Source organism: Acidovorax sp. 69, assembly GCF_002797445.1.
In the GTDB taxonomy this organism is placed as follows: domain Bacteria; phylum Pseudomonadota; class Gammaproteobacteria; order Burkholderiales; family Burkholderiaceae_C; genus Acidovorax.
The window spans coordinates 475,001-500,209 of the sequence record NZ_PGEP01000001.1 but is presented as its reverse complement, the minus strand read 5'-3'; the positions used below and the strand labels follow the sequence as shown (position 1 = coordinate 500,209).

22 protein-coding genes and 2 rRNA genes (1 of these 24 running past the window's edge) are annotated in these 25,209 nt (G+C 62.8%); 10 read left to right on the top strand and 14 right to left on the bottom strand.

The features are described from left to right. Window positions 1-87 precede the first annotated feature (87 nt). Window positions 88-942, bottom strand: a complete 855-nt coding sequence (locus CLU85_RS02285; RefSeq protein WP_100408871.1) for a UPF0149 family protein — start codon at window positions 940-942, stop codon at window positions 88-90. A gap of 215 nt (window positions 943-1,157) precedes the next feature. Between CLU85_RS02285 and CLU85_RS02280 the strand changes: the two genes are divergently transcribed. The 3 genes from CLU85_RS02280 to CLU85_RS02270 all read left to right on the top strand — a co-directional run bounded on the left by CLU85_RS02280 (window position 1,158) and on the right by CLU85_RS02270 (window position 5,762). Then, window positions 1,158-2,900 (top strand): FMN-binding glutamate synthase family protein, encoded by a 1,743-nt coding sequence (locus CLU85_RS02280; RefSeq protein ID WP_100408870.1) that lies wholly within the window; start codon window positions 1,158-1,160, stop codon window positions 2,898-2,900. Further along, entirely contained in the window at window positions 2,897-3,727 is an 831-nt protein-coding gene (locus CLU85_RS02275; protein WP_100408869.1) for a hypothetical protein, read from the top strand. Before CLU85_RS02280 ends, CLU85_RS02275 begins: the two co-directional genes overlap by 4 nt. Before the next feature lie 283 nt (window positions 3,728-4,010). Beyond that, window positions 4,011-5,762 carry an ABC transporter ATP-binding protein/permease gene (locus tag CLU85_RS02270; protein ID WP_198509239.1) on the top strand — a complete coding sequence of 584 codons (1,752 nt, stop codon included), beginning with the start codon at window positions 4,011-4,013 and terminating at the stop codon, window positions 5,760-5,762. A gap of 11 nt (window positions 5,763-5,773) precedes the next feature. On the opposite strand, the gene CLU85_RS02265 is transcribed toward CLU85_RS02270, so the two are convergent. From CLU85_RS02265 to argS, 9 genes are all read right to left on the bottom strand, one after another. Continuing rightward, on the bottom strand, window positions 5,774-6,265 hold the full coding sequence (locus CLU85_RS02265; RefSeq protein WP_100408867.1) for a putative toxin-antitoxin system toxin component, PIN family: 492 nt from the start codon (window positions 6,263-6,265) through the stop codon (window positions 5,774-5,776). Then, the gene (locus CLU85_RS02260) at window positions 6,255-7,547 is read right to left on the bottom strand and encodes a class I SAM-dependent RNA methyltransferase (RefSeq protein WP_100408866.1); all 1,293 of its coding nucleotides are present in this window, start codon (window positions 7,545-7,547) and stop codon (window positions 6,255-6,257) included. Before CLU85_RS02260 ends, CLU85_RS02265 begins: the two co-directional genes overlap by 11 nt. Before the next feature lie 32 nt (window positions 7,548-7,579). Next, window positions 7,580-8,011: a thioesterase family protein gene (locus CLU85_RS02255; protein ID WP_100412328.1), complete on the bottom strand. Its 432-nt coding sequence runs from the start codon at window positions 8,009-8,011 to the stop codon at window positions 7,580-7,582. Between the two features lie 72 nt (window positions 8,012-8,083). After that, window positions 8,084-9,685, bottom strand: a complete 1,602-nt coding sequence (locus CLU85_RS02250; RefSeq protein ID WP_100408865.1) for an RNA polymerase factor sigma-54 — start codon at window positions 9,683-9,685, stop codon at window positions 8,084-8,086. Further along, a complete protein-coding gene (gene lptB / locus CLU85_RS02245) occupies window positions 9,685-10,467 on the bottom strand; it encodes an LPS export ABC transporter ATP-binding protein (protein ID WP_100408864.1) in 783 nt (260 codons plus the stop codon). Before lptB ends, CLU85_RS02250 begins: the two co-directional genes overlap by 1 nt. After that, window positions 10,464-11,120 carry a lipopolysaccharide transport periplasmic protein LptA gene (lptA, locus tag CLU85_RS02240; protein WP_100408863.1) on the bottom strand — a complete coding sequence of 219 codons (657 nt, stop codon included), beginning with the start codon at window positions 11,118-11,120 and terminating at the stop codon, window positions 10,464-10,466. Before lptA ends, lptB begins: the two co-directional genes overlap by 4 nt. A 109-nt stretch (window positions 11,121-11,229) precedes the next feature. Beyond that, complete coding sequence (locus CLU85_RS02235; RefSeq protein WP_100408862.1) at window positions 11,230-11,886, bottom strand: thiol:disulfide interchange protein DsbA/DsbL; 657 nt, start codon at window positions 11,884-11,886, stop codon at window positions 11,230-11,232. Window positions 11,887-11,942: 56 nt separating this feature from the next. Then, a complete protein-coding gene (locus CLU85_RS02230) occupies window positions 11,943-12,590 on the bottom strand; it encodes an SPOR domain-containing protein (protein WP_100408861.1) in 648 nt (215 codons plus the stop codon). A gap of 15 nt (window positions 12,591-12,605) precedes the next feature. After that, the gene (gene argS, locus CLU85_RS02225) at window positions 12,606-14,327 is read right to left on the bottom strand and encodes an arginine--tRNA ligase (RefSeq protein ID WP_100408860.1); all 1,722 of its coding nucleotides are present in this window, start codon (window positions 14,325-14,327) and stop codon (window positions 12,606-12,608) included. 121 nt (window positions 14,328-14,448) lie between these two features. Here argS and CLU85_RS02220 point away from each other — a divergent pair, with 121 nt between their 5' ends. Next, window positions 14,449-14,973 carry a hypothetical protein gene (locus tag CLU85_RS02220; RefSeq protein ID WP_100408859.1) on the top strand — a complete coding sequence of 175 codons (525 nt, stop codon included), beginning with the start codon at window positions 14,449-14,451 and terminating at the stop codon, window positions 14,971-14,973. Window positions 14,974-15,083: 110 nt separating this feature from the next. Then, a complete protein-coding gene (locus CLU85_RS02215) occupies window positions 15,084-15,377 on the top strand; it encodes a PsiF family protein (RefSeq protein WP_100408858.1) in 294 nt (97 codons plus the stop codon). A 136-nt stretch (window positions 15,378-15,513) separates the two neighbouring features. On the opposite strand, the gene CLU85_RS02210 is transcribed toward CLU85_RS02215, so the two are convergent. Both CLU85_RS02210 and CLU85_RS02205 read right to left on the bottom strand, forming a co-directional pair. Beyond that, window positions 15,514-15,960, bottom strand: a complete 447-nt coding sequence (locus tag CLU85_RS02210; protein WP_100408857.1) for a DUF2214 family protein — start codon at window positions 15,958-15,960, stop codon at window positions 15,514-15,516. A 53-nt stretch (window positions 15,961-16,013) separates the two neighbouring features. After that, on the bottom strand, window positions 16,014-16,937 hold the full coding sequence (locus CLU85_RS02205) for a LysR family transcriptional regulator (RefSeq protein ID WP_100408856.1): 924 nt from the start codon (window positions 16,935-16,937) through the stop codon (window positions 16,014-16,016). A gap of 304 nt (window positions 16,938-17,241) precedes the next feature. Between CLU85_RS02205 and CLU85_RS02200 the strand changes: the two genes are divergently transcribed. The 5 genes from CLU85_RS02200 (at window position 17,242) to CLU85_RS02180 (ending at window position 22,469) form a co-directional block, all read left to right on the top strand. Then, window positions 17,242-19,449: a malate synthase G gene (locus CLU85_RS02200; protein ID WP_100408855.1), complete on the top strand. Its 2,208-nt coding sequence runs from the start codon at window positions 17,242-17,244 to the stop codon at window positions 19,447-19,449. A 278-nt stretch (window positions 19,450-19,727) separates the two neighbouring features. Then, the gene (locus CLU85_RS23245) at window positions 19,728-19,871 is read left to right on the top strand and encodes a hypothetical protein (protein WP_232727700.1); all 144 of its coding nucleotides are present in this window, start codon (window positions 19,728-19,730) and stop codon (window positions 19,869-19,871) included. 39 nt (window positions 19,872-19,910) lie between these two features. Beyond that, window positions 19,911-20,099 carry a 4-oxalocrotonate tautomerase gene (locus CLU85_RS02190; protein ID WP_100408854.1) on the top strand — a complete coding sequence of 63 codons (189 nt, stop codon included), beginning with the start codon at window positions 19,911-19,913 and terminating at the stop codon, window positions 20,097-20,099. A gap of 58 nt (window positions 20,100-20,157) precedes the next feature. Further along, window positions 20,158-21,615 (top strand): DHA2 family efflux MFS transporter permease subunit, encoded by a 1,458-nt coding sequence (locus CLU85_RS02185; protein ID WP_100412327.1) that lies wholly within the window; start codon window positions 20,158-20,160, stop codon window positions 21,613-21,615. Between the two features lie 86 nt (window positions 21,616-21,701). Next, window positions 21,702-22,469 (top strand): class II glutamine amidotransferase, encoded by a 768-nt coding sequence (locus tag CLU85_RS02180; protein WP_100408853.1) that lies wholly within the window; start codon window positions 21,702-21,704, stop codon window positions 22,467-22,469. Window positions 22,470-22,666: 197 nt separating this feature from the next. Here CLU85_RS02180 and rrf read toward each other — a convergent pair. Together rrf and CLU85_RS02170 are read right to left on the bottom strand one after the other, a co-directional pair. Next, window positions 22,667-22,779 (bottom strand): 5S ribosomal RNA (gene rrf, locus CLU85_RS02175). Between the two features lie 139 nt (window positions 22,780-22,918). Continuing rightward, window positions 22,919-25,209 (bottom strand): 23S ribosomal RNA (locus CLU85_RS02170); it runs 588 nt beyond the window's last position.

The following is a 25,209-nucleotide window of genomic DNA, read 5'->3' as shown; positions in this document are numbered from 1 at the left end:
GCAAGGGGTTGAAGATCAAAACAGGCTCTAGTGCTTATCCATCAAGCACAATTAGCTATTCAATTTATAGCAAACTACCCCACAAACTTAAGCTCCGTGGCACTTCTTGTACTTCTTGCCACTGCCGCAGTGGCAAGGGTCATTGCGCCCAGGCTCGGGGGCCTTGCGCAGGGTCTCCACGCGCGGGCCCATGCTCTTCCACAGCTGGCGCAGGTCGTACACGGCCCAGATGGCTTCGCCAAAGGCTTCGACGCGCGCCTGGCTGGTGCTGGGCGCGCCGTCTTCGTCGTACATGCAGACTTCGGGCTTGCCGGTGTCGTCTTCGGTCAGGGCCACGATGCTTTCCAGCGCGTTGTCCAGCCACTTGGCGGCTTCCTTGTCGCGCGGGGCAGCCCAGTCCTCGGGCCAGTTTTCTACGGCAAACATGAAGCCCAGCGCCCACACCTGGCCAAACGACGGGATCTCCTGGTCGTCGCCCATTTCGGCGCGTTGCTCATCGGTGAGGCTGGCCACGGCGCCGCGCATGTCCATGGCTTCGGGCTGGAAGGTGCGGTCGTCGTCCAGCGTGTTCACGTCGGTGTCGAGCTGGGTCACGATCTCGGCCCAGCGCAGGTTCCACAGCTCCAGAAAACGCGTCTGCTGGGCGGCATCGGCAAAGGCGGGCAGCTGCGGCAGCGGGTCGCCCTCAGCCACATCCAGCTCGGCGCCATCGCCCAGCAGCATGGGCAGGTATTCGGCCGGGGCGATGGGGCGGCGGCTGCAGATCAGCGCGGTCATGAAACCATCGCAGAACTCCCACTGCGGGATTTCCTCGCCGCGCGCGCGCAGGTCGTCGAGGATGTTGTCCATCTCTTCGAGTTCCTCCGGGCCCAGTGCTGCGGCCGGTGCGGCTGCGGGGTCAAGATCGTCGGTGGCGGGTGTGGGCGATGTGGGTTCGGTCATGGGGGACTCCGGTCGTCAAGCGAGAAAGCGGGGGCTGCAGGGCAAAGTTTTACTTTTATGATGCGCAGGCCTTGTGCCGTGGCGCTGGCGGAGCGCCAGCACGGCGACCAGGGGGTGCCGGGCCTCCACAAAGAACGCCGCGCGCAACATCGCAACCCGATAAAAAGGCGGTCAGTGTAGCCCCCTCTCGCTCCGCCACCAGAACCAGGACCCCCATGCTCCACCAACTCAACTCCCTCTACCCGGTGCGATACACGGCCTTTGCGCTGTGTGCGTTCGGGCTGCTGCTGTCGCTGTTTGCGCTGCTAGCGTTTGGCGTGGGGTTGCCGGTGGTGCTGGTGTTTGCGGCCCTGGTGGGTGTGGGGGTGTACGACCTGCAGCAGTCGCGCCACGCCATTTTGCGCAACTACCCGGTCATCGGCCACATCCGCTTCATGCTCGAATATGTGCGGCCCGAGGTGCGCCAGTATTTCATCGAAAGCGACAGCGAGGCCGCGCCGTTCTCGCGCGCGCAGCGCTCGCTGGTGTACCAGCGCGCCAAGGGCGACCCGGACAACCGCCCGTTTGGCACGCACCTGGATGTGGGGGCGCAGGGCTACGAGTGGGTGAACCATTCGCTGGCACCCACCCAGCTACCGTCGCACGACTTTCGGGTGTGGATTGGCGGCAACCCAGATGCGCCGTCGCAATCCGTATCGCCCTGCACCCAGCCCTACCACGCGAGCGTGTTTAACATCTCGGCCATGAGCTTTGGTGCGCTGTCGGCCAATGCGATCCTGGCTTTGAACCAGGGTGCAAAAAAAGGCGGCTTTGCGCACGACACGGGCGAGGGCAGTATCAGCCAGCACCACCGCGTGCACGGCGGCGACCTGATCTGGGAGATTGGCTCGGGCTACTTTGGCTGCCGCAACCCCGATGGCACGTTCAGCGAAGAGCGTTTTGCCGCCAGCGCCATCGACCCGCAGGTCAAGATGATCGAGCTGAAACTCAGCCAAGGCGCCAAGCCGGGCCACGGCGGCGTGCTGCCAGGGGCCAAGGTGACGGCCGAGATTGCGGCTGCACGCGGCGTGCAACAGGGCGAGGCGTGCATCTCGCCCGCCAGCCACAGCGCGTTTCGCAACCCGGTGGAGATGATGCAGTTCATCGCCAGGCTGCGCACGCTGTCAGGCGGCAAGCCCACCGGCTTCAAGTTCTGCCTGGGCCACCCGTGGGAGTGGTTTGCCATCGTCAAGGCCATGCTGGTCACGGGCATCACGCCCGATTTCATCGTGGTCGATGGTGCAGAAGGCGGCACGGGCGCGGCGCCCGTGGAGTTCACCGACCATGTGGGCGCGCCGCTGCAAGAGGGCCTGCTGCTGGTGCACAACACGCTGGTGGGCGTGAACCTGCGCGACCGCGTGCGCATTGGCTGCGCGGGCAAGGTCATCAGCGCCTTCGACATCGCCCGCATGATGGCGCTGGGCGCCGACTGGTGCAACGCGGGGCGCGGCTTCATGATGGCGCTGGGCTGCATCCAGGCGCAAAACTGCCACACCGGCCACTGCCCCACCGGCGTGGCCACCCAAGACCCGCTGCGCCAGCAGGCGCTGGTGGTGCCCGACAAGGCCACGCGCGTGGCACAGTTCCACCGCAGCACCTTGCACGCGCTGCAGGAGCTGGTGCAGGCCGCAGGCCTCACGCACCCCAAGGACATCACGGCCCACCACATCGTGCGCCGCATCAGCGACACCGAGGTGCGGCTGCTGTCCAACCTGATCACACGCATGCAGCCCGGCGCGCTGCTGGGCCCGCTCGATGCGCAGCACAACGTGTTCCGCCTGTACTGGCCCCTGGCCAGCGCCCACAGTTTTCAGGCCAGCGAGCCTGCGCTGGAGCCTTCGGTGCCGCACCATGTGGAGATGGTGCAGGCGGCAGCCGCCGGCACCTCGGCCGTGGTGGCAGGAAACGCCAGCGTATGACGATGGACACCCCGGCCCCCCGGTCCTCTTTGCAGGCCACAGACTACAGCGCCTTCTTGCAGCAGAAACTGGCCACCCAACCCCACAGCGTGATGAGCCACGTGCTGGGCAATGAACAGATCTGGGTCAAACGCGCGGGCGTGCCGCATGGCACGGGCCGCTACCGCGCCATGGCCATGCTGGCCGGGCTGCTGCGGCTGGACGTGCTGCGCCCCGTGCCCAACCCGGGCGGGCCCGCCGCCATCGCCACCGAGGTGCGGCGCCTGCAGGACTTGGCCGCACGCGGCGTGCGGGTGCCAGAGGTTCTGGCCGTGCAAGCCGATGGCTTTGCCATGCGCCACCTGGGCCGCGTGGGCGAAGAGGCCCATTCACTGGGCAACGCGATCGACCGGACCCTGCGCGCCAACGACCCCGCCGCCGTACTGTTGCTGTGGCAGCAAGGGCTGGATGCGATGACCCATGTACACCACCAGGGCACCTGCCTGAGCCAGGCCTTTGCACGCAACATGGTGCGCGACCCGACAGGCGCCGTGGTCTGCATCGATTTTGAAGACGACCCGGCCGCCGTGCTGCCGCTGGCGTTGTGCCATGTGCGCGATGCGCTGTGTTACGCGCACTCCACCGCCATCTACCTGCACCAAACCGAAATGCTGCCCGAGGCACGCGAGCGCTGGGCCGCGTGGGTGGCACAAGGCAGCGCGGAGATGCAGGCCGTGCTGGCCACCAGCATTCGGCGCATGCGGTGGATGCGGCACCTGCCCCCCAGCCGCAGGCTGGGCCGCGACCTGCAGCGGGTACGCGCAGCGTACGACCTGCTCAGCCAATGAGTCGGCTGCAGGCGCCGCGCGATGCCTGAAGATCGTGCGGATTCCACAGCCAACGAACCCCTGACACAGCCGCCCCTGGCGGGCTGTTGCCATCCGCTGACAGCGCCCGACCGAACGACGATTTAAGGTGCAGGCGGAGCCTCCTTTCGTCACACTTCTTCCCATGTTCACTCCTGCCGCCGCGACCCCCGCCTCTTCAGCGCCTGCGCCGTTACCGCCTCCCGATACCACGCCTCGCCGCCAGCGCCCGCCGACCCTGTCGCGGGCAGCCTGGAAGCAGTTCATGGGCGTGGCCCGGCCCTACTGGACAGGTGACAAGAAACGCACCGCATGGGGCTTGCTCGGGCTGCTGATCGGACTCATGGTGTGTGAGACACAGCTCGCCGTGATGTTGATCGACAAGACCGGGGAGATGACATCGGCATTGGCTGCCAAGCAGGCTGACCGCTTCTGGTCTGCGGTGCTCACCACCCTGGTGGTGCTGGCGTTTGCCGTGCCGGTGTACGCCTACTACTACTACATGCGCGACGCGTTCTCCAACCACTGGCGGCGCTGGCTCACCCACCGTTTCCTGGATGGCTACCTGAGCGAGCGCAAGTACTATGAAATTGGCGCTGGCAGCGACATCGACAACCCCGATCAGCGCATCAGCGAAGACATCAACACCTTCACGGGCAAGTCCACGCACTTCCTGCTGATCTTCCTCGGCTCGCTGATGCAGCTGGTGGCCTTCAGTGCGGTGTTGTGGTCCATCTCCAAGACCCTGGTGGCCTTTTTGGCGGTGTATGCCCTGCTGGGTACCTTCGGGGCGCTGTACTTGTTTGGCGCGCCGCTCATTCGGCTGAACTTCTGGCAGATCCGGCGTGAAGCAGATTTCCGGTTTGGACTCATGCGGCTGCGTGAAAACGCCGAATCCATTGCCTTCTACAGCGGCGAGCCGCAAGAGCGCGTCCAGATCGACAATCGGTTCGAGGCGGCGTTCACCAACTACGCTCGGCTCATCAAGAAGCAGCGCTCGCTCAACCTGTATCAGCGCGCTTTCAGCCAGCTCACGCTGGTGTTGCCCAGCATCATCCTGGCCAACGGGGTGCTGTCGGGCGAGCTGGAAGTGGGGCGAGCCATCCAGGCCGCAGGAGCCTTCGCTGCCGTGCTGGGCGCCATTTCACTGATTGTGGACAACTTCGAGAGCCTGAGCCGGTTTGTCGCGGGCATCGACCGACTGCACGCCCTGTCGCAGGTGGTGCTCAAAACCCCAGCCGCGCCCACTCCGTGGGCAGAACCTGGCGCAGGGGGAAAAACGGCGGACGACATGGACGACGCGCGGGTGCCCAAGGCGCCCACCAACACCACCGAGCCGCTCCCGCAAATCACCACCCGCATCGGCGACACACTGGCCATCGAAGACCTTTGCCTCTACACGCCCCAATTTGGCCGCCTGCTGGTGCGCGACCTGTCGCTTCAATTGCAGCCCGGCGATGCACTGCTGATCACCGGGCCGAGTGGCTGCGGCAAAAGCTCCATCCTGCGTGCCATTGCCGGCTTGTGGCACACGGGCAGCGGTACCGTACAGCACCCGCCCCTGGAAGACCTCTTCTTCCTGCCCCAGCGCCCCTACATGCAGATCGATACGCTGCGCAGCCAGATCATCTACCCGAGCAAGCAGACCACGCTGAGCGACGAACGCCTGCTGGAGCTGCTGCAGGAGGTGCAACTGCAATTACTGGCTGAGCGTGTGGGTGGGCTCAACGCGTCGCACGACTGGGAAAAGCAGTTGTCCACCGGAGAACAACAGCGCCTGGCCTTTGCCCGGGTATTGGCGCGCAAGCCCAGCATCGTGATCCTCGACGAGGCGACCAGTGCGCTGGACAGCGCCAACGAAACCGCCCTCTATGAGCGCCTGCGCGCGAGCGGCACCACCCTGATCAGCATTGCCCACCGCCCCGCCCTGCTCAAGCACCACACACATGTGCTGGAACTCCAGGGCGATGGCGCCTGGGCTCTGCACGCCGCCGCAGACTTCACGTTCGATCGCTGAGCGCGGCGGGCTCAGGCGTCGACGACTGCAGACTCCCCTGCGCGGTCGAACACCAGCGCCGTTGCCACATGGGCATCGAGCGTGAGCAGCCGCTTGCGCATACAGATCACCGCCTTGTCCTTGCTCAGCAAGATGGCGCGGTGCGCGGCGGCCAGGTCGATGAACTTCTGGTCGTCCGCGTCCTTGCAGACATAGACCACCCTGGGCGCAATCGCCACCCACCGCACCTGCGCATCGAACGCCGCCAGCACCTGCGCCGCGTCCACGCGGTAGTAGTTCATGCGCTCCACAATGTGCGGGTAGGCCAGCACACGCTCCAGCTCGTCGCGCATGACCTGCGTGGCGATCCAGGTGAGGCGCTCCTGGGCCAGCAGCGTGCGCAGGGGGATGGTGCGCGGGTCGGAGAAGATCAGTAAATCCAGCGCGACGTTGGTGTCCACCACCACGGGGCGTGCGGATTCGCCCGCCACACCTTCGGCGGGCAGGCGCAGTTCAACCTGCATGGCCAGTGCCGTTGTCTGGAGCCGCCTTTGCAGGGCGGTCGCGCACGGCGCCCTTGATCATGTCGAAGCGGAACATGCGGCATTCGATGGGGCCGTTCCACATCGGCACGCGGCGCGATTCTTTGAGGCGCATCTTGCCGGGCAGCTTGAGGTCGGGCGTGAGCATCCAGGCCGTCCACCCGCTGTAGTTCTTCTTCCAGTGGGTGGCCAGCTGGCTGAAAAACTCGCCGCCATCATCGGTGTGTGCAGCCTCGCGGCCCACGCTGGCGCCCAGAGCGCGCTCGGCCGCGCGTTCGTTGGCGTTCTGGCCAGCGGCACCGGCGGCGGCAATGCGCTCGCCATAAGGTGGGTTCAGCAGCATCACACCGGGCTGCTCACACGGCGGCATGCGCTGCAGGGCGTCGCCACCGCGCAGTTGCACGGCGTCGGCCACGCCAGCACGCTCGGCATTGCGCTGGGCAAAATCGACCATGCGGTGGGCCACATCACTGCCAAATATGGGCACAGTGCTTGTCTGTATTGCGCCATCAGCTTCGTTTTTTATAGCAGTCCAGACATGGGGCTGGAACGGCAGCAGTTTTTCGAACGCAAAGCGGCGCAGCATGCCGGCCGGAATGCGGCAGGCGATCTGGGCGGCCTCGATGGCGATGGTGCCGCTGCCGCAGCAGGGGTCGTACAACGGCTGGGGGTTGTCACCGTGCGGGTCCCAGCCGCTGGCGGCGATCATGGCAGCGGCCAGGGTTTCTTTCAGCGGCGCGTCGCCCTTGTCCTCGCGCCAGCCGCGCTTGAACAGCGGCTCGCCCGAGGTGTCGATGTAAATCGTGGCTTCGTCGGTGGTCAGGTGCAGGTGGATGCGCACGTCGGGCCACTGGGTGTTCACATCGGGCCGCACACCGCTCTTGGCGCGGAAGCGGTCGGCCACCGCGTCCTTGACCTTGAGGCCCGCGAAGTTCAGGCTCTGCAGCGGGCTGTGCTGGGCGGTCACCTCGACCTTGAAGGTCTGGCGCGTGGTGAACCAGATCTCCCAGGCCACGTCACTGGCGGCGGCGTACAGGTCGTTTTCAGAACGGTAAGGGCGGTGGGCCAATTGCACCAGCACGCGCTGGGCCAGGCGGCTGTGCAGGTTGAGCAGCAGCGCATCGCGCCACGAGGCACGCAGCAGCACGCCGCCACGGCCCATGAGCAGGTCTTGCCCCGTGAGGCCGGTGATGGCGTGCACCTCGTCGGCCAGAAAGCCCTCGACGCCGGCGGCGCAGGGGAGGAAAAGTTGGAGTTGGTTCATAAGACTGGCCGAAAGGATACGCGCTCAGCCTCTCAGGCGCGCAAAAGCAGCAATTGGCGGATGGACTCGGGGATGGGCGCCACCTTGCGGTCGGCCTTGCCAATGAAAACGATGCCGATCTTGCCGCGCGCCACCTCGCGGCCCTCGGCCTTCTCGGTCATGCGAAAAACGAGGTCAAAACCGTAGCGATTGAAGTCCGCAGGCGCCATCTCCACCCGCATGGTCTCGCCGTGGAAACCTTCCGACTTGTACTGCGCCACGATGTCGCCCACCACGATGGACAACCCACCCACATCGGCCTCGGGGTAACCCAGCGACTGGAAGAAACGCACGCGCGCCTCGGACACCAGGCTGAGCAGTTGCGCGTTGTCCAGGTGGCCGCCCTGGTTGACGTGGCTGATGTAGATCTGCATTTCGGTGGAAAAACCGAAGTGCGCAGGAAGGTCGAAAACGATGCGGGCCATGGTGGAGCGGCGGGTAGAAGGAGAAATAGCAGAACGGAAAAACCAGGTGGGCGCACCCACCTGCCAGCACATCTACAGCGCCTTGCGCAGATTGGCTGGCGCAATTTTGAGCGCCTCGCGGTACTTGGCCACCGTACGGCGCGCGCATTCAATGCCCTGCTCCTTGAGCATTTCAGCGATCTGGCTGTCGGACAGCGGCTTGGCGGGGCTTTCTGCCGCGACGAACTGTTTGATGAGGGCGCGCACGGCGGTGCTGGATGCATTGCCACCCGTCTCGGTGCCCAGGCCCGAACCAAAGAAGTATTTCAGCTCGTAGGTGCCAATCGGCGTGGCCATGTACTTGGCGGTGGTCACGCGGCTGATGGTGGACTCGTGCAGGCCCAGCTCGTCGGCAATGTCGCGCAGCACCAGCGGGCGCATGGCCAGTTCGCCATGGGTAAAGAAGTTCTTTTGCCGCTCGACGATGGCGCGCGACACCCGCAGGATCGTGTCGAAGCGCTGCTGGATGTTCTTGATGAACCAGCGCGCTTCCTGCAGGCGCTGCTGCATGCCCTGGTGGCCCTCGCCGCCTTTGTGGCCGCGCAGGGCGCCGGCGTAGATGTCATGCACGCGCAGGCGCGGCATGACGTCGGGGTTGAGTGCGACGATGAAGTTGTGCTGGCCATCACGCCCATTGGCGCGCCCCGCTTTGCGCACGATGACGTCGGGCACGATGATGTTGCGCTCCACATCGACAAACCTGCGGCCTGGGCGCGGTTCCAGCCGGGCAATCAGGGCCATGGCTGCGCGCGTGCGTTCTTCGCCACTGCTGCCGCCTTCGCTGCAGGCCTGGGTCAGGCGGCGCACGTCGCGCCGGGCCAGCATCTCCAGCGGCTGCTGGCAGATGCGCAGTGCCGTTTGCACCGTGTCAGGGTCGGCATCGCTGTCTTCATCCTGCGCCAAGGCGTTGAGCTGTAGCGTGAGGCACTCCGCCAGGCCGCGTGCGCCCACACCCACAGGCTCCAGGCTTTGCAGCAAACGCTGCGCCACAGTAAAGCGGTGCACCAGCTCTTCGATCTGTTCCAGATCCTCGGGGCCCGCCAGGCTGACGGCCAGCTCTTCCAGGGGGTCTTCCAGATAGCCGTCGTCGTTGAGCGACTCGATGAGAAAGCGCAGCGCAGCGCGGTCGATCTCGGACAGGCGCAGCGCCAACGCCTGGCGGTGCAAAAAAGCGGTCAGCGATTCATGGGAGCGGGCCAGCTCGGTGGCGTCGGCCTCATCGCCTTCGGAGTCGTTGCGCGTGCGGGCAGGGGCATCTCCGCCCCACTCGGCGTCGTTGGGCGCCATCTCCACGGTACCGTCGCCGCTCCAGTCGGGCTCGTCGGAGCCAGCGCTGGAGACTTCAGCATCATTTTGGCTTTCAGTGCTTGTGCTGCTTGCGCTAGTAGCTCCTGAAAAAATAGCATCGTCCGCGCTGTAGTCATCGGCCTGTGCGGGCGTGTCGGCCGCTTCCAGGCCAAACTCTTCGCGCGGAGCTTCGTCGGCATTGCGTTCGAGGAACGGGTTTTCGTCGAGCATCTGCTCGACTTCCTGCGAGAGTTCGAGCGTGGACAACTGCAGCAGCCGGATCGACTGCTGAAGCTGGGGGGTCAGTGCAAGATGCTGCGAGACGCGCAGCGAGAGACCTGGCTTCATCACATGCGGAAATGTTCGCCCAGGTACACCCGGCGCACTTCGGCGTTGTCCACGATCTCGGACGGCGTGCCCTGCGCCAGCACGCGGCCGTCGCTGATGATGAAGGCGTGATCGCAGATGCCCAGGGTCTCACGCACGTTGTGGTCCGTGATCAGTACACCGATGCCCCGCGCTTTCAGGAAGCCGATGATGCGCTGGATCTCGATCACGGCGATGGGGTCGATGCCCGCAAAGGGCTCGTCCAGAAGAATGAAACGCGGCTGGGTGGCCAGGGCGCGAGCGATTTCAACGCGGCGGCGCTCACCGCCCGACAAAGCCATGGCGGGCGAGGCACGCAGGTGGTCCACGCGCAACTCTTGCAGCAGGGCCGTCAGGCGCTCTTCAACGGCGTCACGTGAGAGCGGCTGGCCGTCATCGCCACGCTGCAACTCCAGCACGGCGCGCACATTCTCTTCGACCGAGAGCTTGCGAAAGATGGAGGCTTCCTGAGGCAGGTAAGACAGCCCGAGCCGCGAGCGGCGGTGGATGGGCATATGGGCCACCGATTGGCCGTCGATGCGGATGTCGCCCTCATCACTGCGCACCAGACCCACGATCATGTAGAACGAGGTGGTCTTGCCCGCGCCGTTGGGGCCGAGCAGCCCCACGACCTCGCCCTTTTGAACCGTGAGTGACACGTCCTTGACGACCTTGCGGCTGCCATAGGACTTGGCCAGGTGCTGAACTTCCAGTCGGCTGCCGGCCTGGGAGTCAGGGCCGGAACGGTCAGGCGGCGCGCTCACTTCGCGTCGCCGCCAAGGCTGTTGCTGGGCCGCAGCACAGGGGCTGACGAAGGCAGTGCCGGCACCGGTGCTGTCGCGCCGGGCTTGGGGTCCTTGGGCGCGAGCACCGCGCGCACGCGGCTGCCGGAGGCTGGGGCGTCGCCCGCTGCATTGGCTGCAGGGGTCCGCTGGCCATCCACAGTGAACACATCGGTGAGGTTGTTGTAGACGATCACGGCGCCCGTGATTTCGTCGCTGAGCATCGCCCCACGGTAGCGGCGCAGCTCGGCACGGGTAATGAAGCGCACGTTGTCGGCCTTGCCGTCGTACTCGATGACTTCGCTCTCGCCTTCGATGAACTCATCAGGCACCCCGGCCAGCGTGTCGCGTTTTTGGCGGAAAAAGGCCCGTTTACCGGCCTCCGCCGTGACTACGCCATATTGATAGCCATCAGCATCCTGGCGCACATCCAGCCGCGCACCGCGCAGCACGATGGTGCCCTTGGTCATGACCACGCGGCCCGAAAACACGCTGGTCTGCTTGAGTTCATCGTGGCGCAGGGCATCGGCCTCGATGTTCATCGGTTTGGCGCGGTCTGCCTTTTCGGCGTGCGCCACGCCCAAGGGGCCAAGCAGGGCTGCGAGCAAGAGAAGGGGGATGAGGCGATGGTTCATAGGGCACGAATCTTGCAATCATTGTATCCACCCGTTGGCCTTCACCACGAAAAAAGCCCGCTTGTGCGGGCTTTTGAGGGGGTGCCAGACGGTAGGCGGCAGCTTAACGTCAGCCTTTGCGGGCCGTGGTGGCCAGGTATTCCACCACTTGCAACACGGTTTGCATGCTGCCAGCCATGGTGCCGTCTGTGTAGAACTTGCCAGCAACACCCATCGAAGGCACGCCCTCCACCCCGTAAGCGTCCTGCAGCTGCGAAGCGCGACGGACCTGATTGGACACGCCGAAGGAGCCGTAGACCTCCTTGAACTTGGCGACATCCACGCCTTGCTGGGTCACCCAGGCCAGGATTTCATCGTCCTTGGCCAGCTTCGCCTTCTCCACATGGATCGCACGGAACACCTTGGCATGCAACGCTTCGAGCTTGCCCATGCCTTCGAGCGCGTAGTAAAGCTTTTGCTGTGGCACAAAGCTGGCGTTGAACGCCACGGGGACACGGCGGATGCTCAGATCCTTGGGCGCCGCTTTGACCCAGGCGTCCAGCGTGGGCTCGAACGCATTGCAATGGGGGCAGCTGTACCAGAAAAACTCGATCACATCGGTCTTGCCAGCGGGCGCGTCGGGCGCCACGGGCTTGTCCAGCCGCTTGAAGTCCTTGCCCTCCTTGAACTGGCGGGCCTGGGCCAGCGCGGTGTTGGCCACTGGCAGCGTCAGGGTGGTAGCAGCAACTGCGGAGGCGGCGGACAAAGAAAACTCACGGCGTTTCATGACAAAGACTCTCCTGGTTCGGGTATGGGGGTGTGAGCCAAGGCTCAGTAAAAAGTTCAGCGCTGCACGCGCACCAGGGCAGACTCCACCCCAGCTGCATCAAGCTTTTCCTTGAGTTGCTCTGCGTCGTCGCGCTTGGTGAACGGGCCCACCCGCACGCGGAAAACCGCACGGCCGTTTTGCTCACGCTCGCTCACGCGGGCCTCCCAACCCAACATGGCCAGCTTGGCGCGCTGGGCGTCGGCATCGGCCTGGGTGCGAAACGCACCTGCCTGCACAAAATAGTCGAACGGGTCCACATTGCCCTTGGCAGCCGCTTTGGCCACGGCCAGATCCCCCAACGGGTCGGCACCGGGCTTGCTTTCGGCCTTGGCGGCCTCGGGCTTGCTGGCGGCAGGCTTGGGAGCAGAAGCTGCAGCACGCACCTCGGGCGCTGGCGTGGAGGTCGGGGCCGACGCAGCCGCCGCCACGGCCGGTGCGGGAGGGCGCGCGGGGTTCTTGCCATACAGCGGCGAGTTCGGGTCCCAATTCTTGTTCTTCTGCGATTCGGCTGCATCCAGGTCGGCGCCCCGGCCGTTGCCCTTGTTCAGGAAGGGTACCGGCACCTTGGTCACGTACACGGCAACAGCCAGTGCAGCGCCGAGGCCCACAATGACCCCGACGATGAAGCCGATGATGGTCCCGCCCGTCTGTTGTTTCTTCATATTCAACGTCACTGCTTACATTCTGGCTGGGGCCGACACGCCCAGCACGGCGAGGCCATTGTGCAATACCTGCGCAGTGGCGGCGACGAGAGCCAGGCGAGCCCGCTTGACTGTTTCATCGTCCACCAGAATGCGCTCGGCGTCGTAGTAACTGTGGTAACTGGCGGCCAGGTCGCGCAGGTAGAAGGTCACGTCGTGCGGAGCCTCCCCGTCAGCAGCGGCAGTGAGCATCTCGGGGTATTTGGCCAGTTGCAGCATCAGCGCCTGGGCCTGTGGGCCTTCCAGGGCCGACAGGTCCACGCCCTGCAGCGAGGCCACGTCGCCACCGCCCTGCCCGACCACGGACTCTTGCCAGGCGCGCAGCACCGAACAAATCCGCGCATGTGCGTACTGAACGTAGTACACCGGGTTGTCGTTGTTCTGAGCCACCGCCAGGTCCACGTCGAAGGTGTACTCGGTGTCAGGCTTGCGGCTGAGCAGGAAGAAGCGCACGGCATCCTTGCTGGTCCACTCGATCAGGTCGCGCAGCGTCACATAGCTGCCGGCGCGCTTGCTGATCTTGACCTCTTCGCCGCCCTTGACTACACGCACCATGGTGTGCAGCACGTAGTCCGGGTAGCCCTGGGGAATGCCGACATCGGCCGCTTGCAGCCCGGCGCGCACCCGGGCGATGGTGCCGTGATGGTCTGTGCCCTGGATATTGACGACCTTGGTGAAGCCACGCTCCCATTTGGCGATGTGATAGGCCACGTCGGGCACGAAGTAGGTGTAGGTGCCATCTTGCTTGCGCATGACACGGTCCTTGTCGTCGCCGTAGTCGGTGCTCTTGAGCCACAGGGCGCCGTCCTGCTCGTAGGTCTTACCGTTGGCGACGAGCTTGCCTACCGTGGCGTCCACGCGGCCGCTGGTGTACAGGCTCGATTCCAGGTAGTACTCGTCGAACTTCAGGTTGAAGGCCTGCAGGTCCTTGTCCTGCTCGTTGCGCAGGTAGGCCACGGCGAACTGGCGGATGGACTCCCCATCATCCACATCGCCGGTGGCGGTGTACTCACGGTCGTCCGCCTTGACGGTCTTCTTGGCCAGGAAGTCGTTGGCGATGTCCTGGATGTAGTCGCCGTTATAGAAGGCCTTGCTGGCCGGATTCTCAGGGTCGATAGGCCAGCAGTCGTCACCGGGCTTGAAACCCTTGGCGCGCAACTGGGTGCTGTTTGTGAGTGTCTGTATCTGCACACCGGCGTCGTTGTAATAGAACTCGCGGTGCACGTCCCAGCCCTGGGTGGCAAAGATGTTGCAGATGGCATCACCCAGCGCGGCCTGGCGGCCATGGCCCACATGCAGCGGGCCCGTGGGGTTGGCCGAGACGAACTCGACCAGCACCTTGGCGCCCCGATCCGTCTGGTAGCCAAAACGCTCGCCAGCGGCGAGCACCTCGCGCACAATTTCCTGCTTGGCGGCGGGCTTGAGGCGGATGTTGAGAAAACCGGGGCCAGCGATCTCGATCGCATCGACCCAGCGCCGGAAGGCCGGTGTGGCCTCCAAGGCAGCCTTGAGCTGCTCGCCGAGCGCGCGGGGGTTGAGCTTGAGCGGCTTGGCCAGCTGCATGGCGGCGGTGCAGGCGAAATCGCCATGCGCGGCCACCTTGGGGGATTCAAACGCTGCCTTGGCGCCGGCGCCCTCGGACAGGACTTCCAGCTCGGCGGCAAGCGCAGCGAGCAATTCATTTTTGGCTGTGAGCATCGGCGGATTTTACGGGGCCGTTTAACGAAGGCGCCGGACGACCCGCCGGGATCGCGCTGGCACAGCGACAATGGCCCGTCGGCAGAAGGTGCTGCCACGCCCTGGCTCAGGAGATTTACGCATGCAGCCTCAACCCATTTTTCTGTACCGACGCCGGTGGACCCTGCTGTTTCAGGTGCCCTTCACACTGCTCATGGTCGCGTGCCTGGCCTACTCGGTGCTTCTGATCTATGCGGCCGACAACAGGTTGATTACGCTCATCGCTTCGGTCGGGGCGTTCAGCTCGTTTTGCATCGCAGGGACCCTGGGCCGGTCGGCTTGGGAGGCCTACAGCGTACGGGAGCCTGCGGTGGTGATCGACGAATCCGGCATCACCGACCTGCGCGACGATGATTCGGCCACCGTGCCGTGGGAGGCCATGGAGCGCGTACAGTTCGATGGCTACGAAAACGCCATCCGCGTGAAGCTGCGCAGCAGCAGCACGGTATCGGCGCTGGGCGTGATCGTCAAAACGCTGCAGCGCTGGCAACGGGGGGGCGATGTGGTGGTCCTCCTTGAGGGACTGGCTTACGACCCACGGCAGATTCATACCGCGCTGCGCGCCCACCACGCCGCAGCGGTGCCGCGGAGGCCTTCGCTGCGGTAGACCGCGCCGTCCCCCGATGCTCGCCCTCCCTTCTCTGCGTTGCCGCCCGCAGCGTTCTATGGTGCAATGCCGCCGGGACCCCCCATAACGCACTCACACCAGGAGATTCCATGAAACAGCTGATTTCCCTGACCGCACTCGGCCTGGCCCTGACTTTGGGCGCTAACGTTCATGCTGCCGACGACGCCAAGGCGCCGACCAAGCAGCAGTCCAAGATGGCCACCTGCAACAAGGAAGCGGGAGACCAAAAGGGCGACGAACGCAAGGCGTTCATGAAAACCTGCCTGAGCAACAAACCGGTCACACAGCAGGACAAGATGAAGACCTGCAATGCCGATGCCAAGACCAAAACGCTCAAAGGCGACGAACGCAAAGCCTTCATGAGCGACTGCCTGAAGAAGTAAGCCAGATCCTCCACACGCACCGCGTGACAAAAGAAAAGCCCGCCGGCTTCTGCCGGGCGGGCTTTTCTTTTGCTGTGTTCGGCGCGCTCACCACACAGGGCAAGAAGGCGCGAAATGCAACGCCACCACGGCGCCGCTACCAGCCACGCGCCCAGAACACCGCAATCACGGCCACGACCGGCAGCACATGCGACTGGATCATCACAAGGCGGCGCACCCGTGCCACCTCGAATGCGTCCGGCAAGGCGCCCGTGCTGCGCACCGTGTGGCGCCAACGGCGAAATGCAACCGACGGCACAAACGACAGGACGACCATGGCCAGGACGATGGTGATCTTGATGTGAAACAGTGGTTGCGACAAGTACCACGACGCCCCTTTGACGCCCCACAGAACGCGCGCCAGTCCGCTGCCGATCATTACCGCACCTGCCACGCCGCAGATCAGATCGAGACGGGCCAGGCGCTCCACCACGGCGGCGTTGAGCCATTCGATACGGCACAGCGCGGCCTGGCTCGACAGAAAAACCACAAAAGTCAGGATGGCCACCAAGTGGAGGGCAGCCAGGACGGCTTCGAGAGTCATGGGATCAATTCCTTGTGAAAGTCCTGCAGGTTCAGAGAAAAGTCAGCGTGGTGTCACACAGCTTTCCAGAACCCCGGCTGACTGTAATTGTGCTTGAGCAGGTCGATCCACAGCCGCACTCGCAATGGCATGTGCTTGCGCTGGGGAAACACCACGTAAATGCCGTTGGGAGGCGCGGCAAACGCATGGAGCACCTCCACCAGACGTCCAGCGGCAATCTCCGCCTCCACCTCCCAGGTGCTGCGCCAGGCAATGCCGTAACCGGCAAGGCACCAGTCATGCAGCACCTGCCCGTCCGAGCAATCCAGCGGGCCACCGGGCTTGAGGTGAATCACCTCCGTGTTGCCCCCCTCTACTGGCATGCGAAACGCCCAGCCGCGTGTTTGCGAAGCCTCGCTCGACAGTGTGAGGCAGTCGTGCGCCGACAACTCACTGGGGTGGCCTGGCGTGCCGTGGCGCTGCAAGTAGGCGGGGGTGGCCACGCACAGGCGGCGGTTGTCGGCGATACGCACGCTGACCAGGGAGGAATCCGGCAGGTCGCCCACGCGCACGGCGCAGTCAAAACCCTCACCCGCCAGGTCCACCACGCGATCGCTGAGGTTCAGCGAAATGGTCACATCGGGGTGCGATGTGCGAAAGCGCGGCACCAGCGGCGCCACGTGGCGGCGCCCAAATCCGGCGGGCGCTGTAATGCGCAGGTGGCCCGTGGCCTTGACGCCGCCCTCGGACACACTGGCCTCGGCATTGGCAACATCGGACAACAGGCGCTGGCAGTCTTCCAGAAAGGCGCTGCCCTCATGCGTGAGACTGATGCGGCGCGTGGTGCGTACCAGGAGCTTCACACCCAGATGCTCTTCCAGGGCATCCAGCCTGCGCCCCATGATGGCGGGCGCCACGCCCTCGGCCTTGGCGGCTGCGGTGAGACTGCCGCGCGTGGCCACCGACACAAAAGATTCGAAGGCTTTGAGTTTGTCCATGGGCGACCATTATGGGGACCACGGGAATTCAGCCCCTCAGACCGCCGCGCCAGCGCACTAGATCAGGAATGTGAGAAAAATTGGCTATAGCGCATGTTGAATAACGGGTTATTGCTATTAATTAGATAGCAAAATGGCAGAGGCACAGCACCTCGCCATGGGCCCACTTTTGCGTAAAAGTCACTGGTTTTGAGATTTTCAGCGTATTTATGTGTGCAAACATTTGCAATACAGTCTGCCCATGCTCTGCGTGCAGAAGCCTCTATTTTTTTGATCCCCTGTTCACCAACTCTCTGGGCACCCCATGACCGACCGCACCTCTATCCATGGCCTGCAAGTGGCCACCTCCCTGTACCGCTTTGTCGAAGACAAGGTGCTGCCCGGCACGGGTGTCGATGTCGCCGCCTTCTGGAAGGGGTTTGACGCCATCGTGGCCGACCTGGCCCCACGCAACATCGCCCTCCTGGCAGAGCGCGACCGCCTGCAGACCGAGCTGGACACCTGGCACAAGGCCAACCCCGGCCCCATCCAGGACATGGTGGCTTACCGCGGCTTCCTCGAAAAAATCGGCTACCTGGTGCCCCAGCCCGCAGAGGCGAAGGCCACCACCACCCATGTGGACGATGAGCTGGCCACGCAGGCCGGCCCCCAGCTGGTGGTGCCCATCCTGAACGCACGCTATGCACTGAACGCCGCCAACGCGCGCTGGGGTAGCCTGTATGACGCGCTGTATGGCACCGATGCCATCCCCGAAACCGACGGCGCCGAGAAGGGCAAGGGCTACAACCCCGTGCGCGGTGCCAAGGTGATCGCGTTTGCACGCCAGGTGCTGGACGACACGGCGCCACTGAGCAGTGGCTCGCACAAGGAGTCGACGGGCTACAAGGTCGAAGGCGGCCAGTTGGTGGTGTCGCTCACGAATGGCAGCACGGGCCTGAAGGACCCATCGCAGTTCAAGGGCTACCAGGGCAACGCGGCGGCGCCCTCGTCGGTGCTGCTGCAGCACAACGGCCTGCACCTCGATATCCAGATCGACCGCTCCACCCCCATCGGGCAGAGCGATGCAGCCGGCGTGAGCGACCTCGTGCTGGAAGCGGCCCTGTCCACCATCCTCGACCTGGAAGACTCCGTGGCCGCCGTGGACGCCGAGGACAAGGTGCTGGGCTACAGCAACTGGCTGGGCATCATCCAGGCCACCCTGACCGAGCAAGTCGCCAAGGGTGGCAAGACCATCACGCGCGGCCTGAACCCTGACCGTGTCTACACGGGCCCCACGGGTGGCGAAGTGCGCCTGCACGGCCGCTCGCTGATGTTCCTGCGCAATGTGGGCCACCTGATGACCAACCCCGCCATCCTGTGGAAGGATGCGCAGGGCACGCAGCGCGAGATCCCCGAAGGCATCATGGATGCGGTGGTGACGACCGCCATCGCCCTGCACGACCTGCAAGGCCACGGCGCCAACGGCATTCGCAACTCCCGCAAGGGCAGCGTCTACATCGTCAAACCCAAGATGCACGGCCCCGCCGAAGTGGGTTTTGCAGGCGACCTGTTTGGCCGCGTGGAGCAACTGTTGGGCCTGCCCGCCAACACGGTGAAGTTGGGCATCATGGACGAGGAGCGCCGCACCTCGGTCAACCTGAAAGCCTGTATCGCCGCCGCATCGGCGCGCGTGGCCTTCATCAACACGGGTTTCCTGGACCGCACGGGCGATGAGATGCACACCGCCATGCATGCCGGCCCCATGGTCCGCAAGGGCGACATGAAGGTGAGCGCCTGGATCCAGTCGTACGAGAAGAACAACGTGCTGGTGGGCCTCTCCTGCGGCCTGCGCGGCAAGGCGCAGATCGGCAAGGGCATGTGGGCCATGCCCGACCTCATGGCGGACATGCTCAAGCAGAAGATCGCCCACCCCAAGGCCGGCGCCAACACCGCCTGGGTGCCCAGCCCCACCGGCGCCACGCTGCACGCCCTGCATTACCACCAGGTGAAGGTGAGCGACATCCAGATCGAGCTGGAAAAGACCGACGCCAATGCCGAGCGCGACAACCTGTTGACCGGCCTGCTGACCGTGCCTGTGGCCGCCGCCCCGAACTGGAACGACGCCGAGAAGCAGCAGGAACTGGACAACAACGCCCAGGGCATCCTGGGCTACGTGGTGCGCTGGGTGGACCAGGGCGTGGGTTGCTCCAAGGTGCCTGACATCCACAACGTGGGCCTGATGGAAGACCGTGCCACCCTGCGCATCAGCAGCCAGCACATGGCCAACTGGCTGCTGCACGGCGTGGTGACCGAGGCGCAGGTGCGCGAGACTTTCGAGCGCATGGCGGCGGTGGTGGACGGTCAAAATGCTGGCGACCCGCTGTACCAGCCCATGGCCGGCAACTTTGGCACCAGCATGGCGTACAAGGCAGCCTGCGACCTGGTCTTCAAGGGTATGGAGCAGCCCAGCGGCTACACCGAGCCGCTGCTTCATGCCTGGCGCCTGAAGCTCAAGGCAGCCCTGGCGTCTTGACGACCGTCGACAACGAGCACCACCAAGCGCTCTCTAATTGATAGCTGCTAGCGCTTGACCGTCAAGCGCTGGCAGCTATTTTCACTTAGAACTCCCGTGGAGGGCCTATGGGCCGCACCAGCAAGCAGAGCATCGCCTTACACTGGCTGTGAGCACTACTGCCACCGGCCCATGTCCACCGAGAACCCCTCCCTCGCCCCGAAGTCCCGCTGCCCTCTGTGTGGCGGGCCCAACCAATGTGCGATGGTGGCAGGCCGCCCCCCGAGAGTTGCTGGTGCATGACCCAGCCCATCGGCCCCACGGCCTTGGCCGCCGTGTCCGAGGCGCAGCGTGGCCAGGTGTGCATCTGTGCGGCGTGCGGTGCTGCCTACAGCAGCGGGCAGCGCCCCTTTGCGAACGGCGCTCCGCCTGCACCGATATGATTCCTGCTTTTCGCTGTTACAGCCCTGAAGGAGTCTGAGATGCCTACGTACCATGTCGAGATGATGGAAGGCCGCACGGTCGAGCAAAAGCGCAAGCTGGTCGAGGAGATCACCCGCGTGAGCGTGGAGATCCTGGGCGGTTCGCCCGAATCCGTGGACATCCTGATCACCGATGTGAAACGCGAGAACTGGGCCACAGGCGGCAAGCTCTGGCTGGAGCGCTCCTGAGCGGAACCCAGAAGCCTGACCGCATTTGGCCGACCCCAGTGACCACGCCAAACCACCCATGACGGCATCCTCAGGGTCCCTGTCCGTGTTACGCGAGCGCTATGGCGAGCGCTATCGATGGTTGTTGCTGCTGTCGGTCATGGTGGGCACCATGGCGTCGATCATGTCCTCAACCATTGTGAACGTAGCAATCCCGGACATGAGCCACTACTTCACGCTGGGGCAGGCGCGTGCCCAGTGGGTCACCTCGGGCTTCATGGTGGCCACCACCGTGTCCATGCTGACCACGCCATGGCTGCTGTCCAGGTATGGCTACCGCGCCACGTATGTCGGAGCCATGCTCTTGCTGCTGCTCGGCGGTTTGGGGGGCGGGCTCGCGCGCGACTTTGGCTTGGTACTGGCCGCGCGCGTGGCCGAAGGGCTGGCGGCCGGTGTGGTGCAGCCCATTCCCGCCGTCATCATCCTGTACGCGTTCCAGCCGCATGAACAAGGCCGCGCCAGCGGCATTTTCGGTATGGGCGTGGTGCTTGCGCCAGCCATTGGTCCCAGCATTGGCGGCCTGTTGGTGGACTGGTTTGGCTGGCGCTCCATTTTTTTCATGGTGGTGCCTCTGTGCCTGGCATCGCTCTGGCTGGCGTACAAGTTTGTACCTGTGACGGCGCCTGGCGGCGTGGAGGCCAACCGGCAGGGCGAAGCACTCGACTGGCGCGGTCTTCTGCTGGGCACTGTGGGTACGCTGTGCCTGCTCAACGGCTTGGTGTCGTTGCATGGCGGCTCCATGGTGGAAGCGGCCGCGCTGCTGGTGGGTGCCGCACTCGCGGTCGGTTGTTTCATTGCATGGCAACGTCGACTGATCCGCGATGGGCGCAAGCCTCTCATGGATCTGCGGCTGTTCCAGTACCGACAATTTGCCATGGGCAGCGTGGTGGCTTTCATTTATGGCACGGCCTTGTTCGGGTCGACCTATCTGCTGCCCGTGTTTATGCAACTGGGGCTGGAATTGTCAGCCTCGCATGTAGGAACACTCATGCTGCCTGCCGGGTTTGTACTGGCGGCCACCATTGCTTTTGTAGGCCGGCTCGCGGACCGCCAGCCCACGCATTTTCTGGTGAGTACGGGCTTGGGGCTGCTGGCGCTCTCATTCGGGCTCATGGTGTTTGTGGGCCTGGGTTCTCCCCTGTGGATGCTGGTGGCCTTTGCCATTCTGGGCCGGATCGGCCTCGGGTTCATCTTGCCCTCGCTGAACCTCGGGGCCATGCGCCCGCTGGACAAATCACTGATCTCCCAGGGCTCCAGTGCCATCGGTTTTCTGCGCATGCTGGGTGGGGCAGCCGGCGTCAGCCTGTGCGGCATCGTGCTCGAATGGCGGCTGGGCGCACATGGCGCTTCGTTAACCGCTGGCGCAAGCAATACGGCCCGTATTACCGCCTTTGGGGAAACCTTTTTGATGTTGACCTTGCTGTGTGTGCTGGCCCTTGTGGCAGCCTGGCAGTTGCGCGAGGCGAAGGCCCGCTGAGACAAAAGCCTTGTTTTGATGCAGGCTGTACAGACGACAAAACAGCGCCCGTGCGTCCATAACACTGAAGAAACGGAATCCTCGCTATGTGCCAATTGCTCGGCATGAACTGCAATGTACCCACCGATGTGACCTTCAGCTTCACAGGGTTTGCACAGCGCGGTGGCAATACCGACCATCACAGCGACGGTTGGGGGATCGCCTTTTTTGAAGACAAGGGACTGCGGCATTTTGTCGATCATCAAGCTGCGGTGGACTCCCCGGTCGCCGAGCTGATTCGCCGCTATCCAATCAAAAGCCAGAATGTCATCGCTCATATCCGCAAAGCAACCCAGGGAGTGGTGAGCCTGCAGAACTGCCACCCCTTCGTTCGGGAACTCTGGGGGCGCTACTGGGTATTTGCTCACAACGGAGACCTCAAGGATTTCCGCCCTCGCCTGCACTCGCATTTCCGCCCTGTGGGCGACACCGACAGCGAACATGCCTTTTGCTGGATCATGCAGGAGTTGGCCAAGTCACACGCCAGCGTGCCGCCCATACGCGAACTCACCCTGACGTTGAAGGAGCTTGCTGCCCGGATCAGCCCTCATGGGACCTTCAATTTTTTACTGTCCAACGGCCAGGCGCTGTGGTCCCACGCCACGACAAGTTTGTATTACCTGGAGCGGCGACATCCGTTTGGCGAAGCGCAACTGAGCGATGAGGACGTGAGGCTGGATTTCTCGCGGGAAACCAGCGAGCAAGACGAGGTCGCTGTGATCGTGACAAGCCCGCTGACAACCAACGAAGCATGGACAGCTTTCGGCAAAGGAGAACTGCTGGTATTTTGCGAGGGCAGAAGACTGGCCGTTTAGGCAACCCCAAGCCGACACACACGGAAACCGCATGTGATGGGAGCAGGACAATCGATCGTCCGCCCCTTATTCTTCAATTCCGGGGTTTGGTGTTTGCTGCCGGAGATTTTCATTCCAAAGACAGGCAATTATTTTCCTATCCCCAAACGCAAAACCCCCCAGTCCTTTGGAGACTGAGGGGGTTTGGGGCTATAAGAGCCTGACGATGACCTACTTTCACACGGGAACCCGCACTATCATCGGCGCAAAGTCGTTTCACTGTCCTGTTCGGGATGGGAAGGAGTGGTACCAACTTGCTATGGTCATCAGGCATAACTTGGAGTCGTCCTGCTCTTGGAGCAAGACAACGAATTCATAGAGTGGAATCAGATTTTATGTGTTTTGACTGCGTCAACTTGGCATAACAATCTTTGAGCTTTCACGCACAGCGTGTTGGCTATCAAAGTTATAGGGTCAAGCCTCACGAGCAATTAGTATCAGTTAGCTTAACGCATTACTGCGCTTCCACACCTGACCTATCAACGTCCTGGTCTTGAACGACTCTTTAGGGGGCTCAAGGCCCCGGCAGATCTCATCTTGAAACGAGTTTCCCGCTTAGATGCTTTCAGCGGTTATCTCTTCCACACTTAGCTACTCGGCAATGCCACTGGCGTGACAACCGATACACCAGAGGTGTGTCCACTCCGGTCCTCTCGTACTAGGAGCAGGCTTCCTCAAATCTGCAGCGCCCACGGAAGATAGGGACCAAACTGTCTCACGACGTTTTAAACCCAGCTCACGTACCTCTTTAAATGGCGAACAGCCATACCCTTGGGACCGGCTACAGCCCCAGGATGAGATGAGCCGACATCGAGGTGCCAAACACCGCCGTCGATATGAACTCTTGGGCGGTATCAGCCTGTTATCCCCAGAGTACCTTTTATCCGTTGAGCGATGGCCCTTCCATACAGAACCACCGGATCACTATGTCCTGCTTTCGCATCTGCTCGACTTGTCAGTCTCGCAGTTAAGCACGCTTATGCCATTGCACTATCGTCACGATGTCCGACCGTAACTAGCGTACCTTCGAACTCCTCCGTTACGCTTTGGGAGGAGACCGCCCCAGTCAAACTGCCTACCATGCACTGTCCCCGATCCAGATAATGGACCTAGGTTAGAACCTCAAACACACCAGGGTGGTATTTCAACGTTGGCTCCATGACATCTAGCGACATCACTTCAAAGCCTCCCACCTATCCTACACAGATCTGTTCAAAGTCCAATACAAAGCTACAGTAAAGGTTCATGGGGTCTTTCCGTCTTTCCGCGGGGAGATTGCATCATCACAAACATTTCAACTTCGCTGAGTCTCAGGAGGAGACAGTGTGGCCATCGTTACGCCATTCGTGCAGGTCGGAACTTACCCGACAAGGAATTTCGCTACCTTAGGACCGTTATAGTTACGGCCGCCGTTTACTGGGACTTCAATCAAGAGCTTGCACCCCATCATTTAATCTTCCAGCACCGGGCAGGCGTCACACCCTATACGTCCACTTTCGTGTTTGCAGAGTGCTGTGTTTTTATTAAACAGTCGCAGCCACCGATTTTTTGCAACCCCGTTGGGCTCGCCTTGTACAGGTTCACCTACTTGGGGCATACCTTCTCCCGAAGTTACGGTATCAATTTGCCGAGTTCCTTCTCCTGAGTTCTCTCAAGCGCCTTAGAATACTCATCTCGCGCACCAGTGTCGGTTTGCGGTACGGTCGTCAATAGCTGAAGCTTAGTGGCTTTTCCTGGAAGCAGGGTATCACTCACTTCGTCTGCAAGCAGACTCGTTATCACCCCTCATCTAAGCCCGGCGGATTTGCCTACCGAGCACGACTACAGGCTTGAACCAACATATCCAACAGTTGGCTGAGCTAACCTTCTCCGTCCCCACATCGCACTATTGATCGGTACAGGAATATTGACCTGTTTCCCATCAGCTACGCATCTCTGCCTCGCCTTAGGGGCCGACTCACTCTACGCCGATGAACGTTGCGTAGAAAACCTTGCGCTTACGGCGAGGGGGCTTTTCACCCCCTTTAACGCTACTCATGTCAGCATTCGCACTTCTGATACCTCCAGCATCCGTTACCAGACACCTTCACAGGCCTACAGAACGCTCTCCTACCACTTGCAATAAATTGCAAATCCGCAGCTTCGGTAACTGGCTTAGCCCCGTTACATCTTCCGCGCAGGACGACTCGATCAGTGAGCTATTACGCTTTCTTTAAATGATGGCTGCTTCTAAGCCAACATCCTGACTGTTTTAGCCTTCCCACTTCGTTTCCCACTTAGCCAATTTTAGGGACCTTAGCTGGCGGTCTGGGTTGTTTCCCTCTTGAGTCCGGACGTTAGCACCCGGTGCTCTGTCTCCCAAGCTGTACTCGTCGGTATTCGGAGTTTGCATAGGTTTGGTAAGTCGCCATGACCCCCTAGCCTAAACAGTGCTCTACCCCCGACGGTAATACTTGAGGCACTACCTAAATAGTTTTCGGAGAGAACCAGCTATTTCCAAGTTTGTTTAGCCTTTCACCCCTATCCACAGCTCATCCCCTAGTTTTGCAACACTAGTGGGTTCGGACCTCCAGTACCTGTTACGGCACCTTCATCCTGGCCATGGATAGATCACTTGGTTTCGGGTCTACACCCAGCGACTGATTCGCCCTATTCGGACTCGATTTCTCTACGGCTTCCCTATTCGGTTAACCTTGCCACT

Bases quoted from the DNA above. Each gene is read 5' to 3' on its own strand.
- CLU85_RS02230 (WP_100408861.1), bottom strand. From the start codon at position 12,590: ATGAAGAAACAACAGACGGGCGGGACCATCATCGGCTTCATCGTCGGG.
- CLU85_RS02200 (WP_100408855.1), top strand. From the start codon at position 17,242: ATGACCGACCGCACCTCTATCCATGGCCTGCAAGTGGCCACCTCCCTG.
- CLU85_RS02215 (WP_100408858.1), top strand. From the start codon at position 15,084: ATGAAACAGCTGATTTCCCTGACCGCACTCGGCCTGGCCCTGACTTTG.
- CLU85_RS02235 (WP_100408862.1), bottom strand. From the start codon at position 11,886: ATGAAACGCCGTGAGTTTTCTTTGTCCGCCGCCTCCGCAGTTGCTGCT.
- CLU85_RS02205 (WP_100408856.1), bottom strand. From the start codon at position 16,937: ATGGACAAACTCAAAGCCTTCGAATCTTTTGTGTCGGTGGCCACGCGC.
- argS (WP_100408860.1), bottom strand. From the start codon at position 14,327: ATGCTCACAGCCAAAAATGAATTGCTCGCTGCGCTTGCCGCCGAGCTG.
- CLU85_RS02285 (WP_100408871.1), bottom strand. From the start codon at position 942: ATGACCGAACCCACATCGCCCACACCCGCCACCGACGATCTTGACCCC.
- CLU85_RS02275 (WP_100408869.1), top strand. From the start codon at position 2,897: ATGACGATGGACACCCCGGCCCCCCGGTCCTCTTTGCAGGCCACAGAC.
- CLU85_RS02185 (WP_100412327.1), top strand. From the start codon at position 20,158: ATGACGGCATCCTCAGGGTCCCTGTCCGTGTTACGCGAGCGCTATGGC.
- CLU85_RS02180 (WP_100408853.1), top strand. From the start codon at position 21,702: ATGTGCCAATTGCTCGGCATGAACTGCAATGTACCCACCGATGTGACC.
- CLU85_RS02255 (WP_100412328.1), bottom strand. From the start codon at position 8,011: ATGGCCCGCATCGTTTTCGACCTTCCTGCGCACTTCGGTTTTTCCACC.
- CLU85_RS02220 (WP_100408859.1), top strand. From the start codon at position 14,449: ATGCAGCCTCAACCCATTTTTCTGTACCGACGCCGGTGGACCCTGCTG.
- CLU85_RS02250 (WP_100408865.1), bottom strand. From the start codon at position 9,685: ATGAAGCCAGGTCTCTCGCTGCGCGTCTCGCAGCATCTTGCACTGACC.
- CLU85_RS02265 (WP_100408867.1), bottom strand. From the start codon at position 6,265: ATGCAGGTTGAACTGCGCCTGCCCGCCGAAGGTGTGGCGGGCGAATCC.
- lptA (WP_100408863.1), bottom strand. From the start codon at position 11,120: ATGAACCATCGCCTCATCCCCCTTCTCTTGCTCGCAGCCCTGCTTGGC.
- CLU85_RS02260 (WP_100408866.1), bottom strand. From the start codon at position 7,547: ATGAACCAACTCCAACTTTTCCTCCCCTGCGCCGCCGGCGTCGAGGGC.
- CLU85_RS02280 (WP_100408870.1), top strand. From the start codon at position 1,158: ATGCTCCACCAACTCAACTCCCTCTACCCGGTGCGATACACGGCCTTT.
- CLU85_RS23245 (WP_232727700.1), top strand. From the start codon at position 19,728: ATGACCCAGCCCATCGGCCCCACGGCCTTGGCCGCCGTGTCCGAGGCG.
- CLU85_RS02190 (WP_100408854.1), top strand. From the start codon at position 19,911: ATGCCTACGTACCATGTCGAGATGATGGAAGGCCGCACGGTCGAGCAA.
- CLU85_RS02210 (WP_100408857.1), bottom strand. From the start codon at position 15,960: ATGACTCTCGAAGCCGTCCTGGCTGCCCTCCACTTGGTGGCCATCCTG.
- CLU85_RS02270 (WP_198509239.1), top strand. From the start codon at position 4,011: ATGGGCGTGGCCCGGCCCTACTGGACAGGTGACAAGAAACGCACCGCA.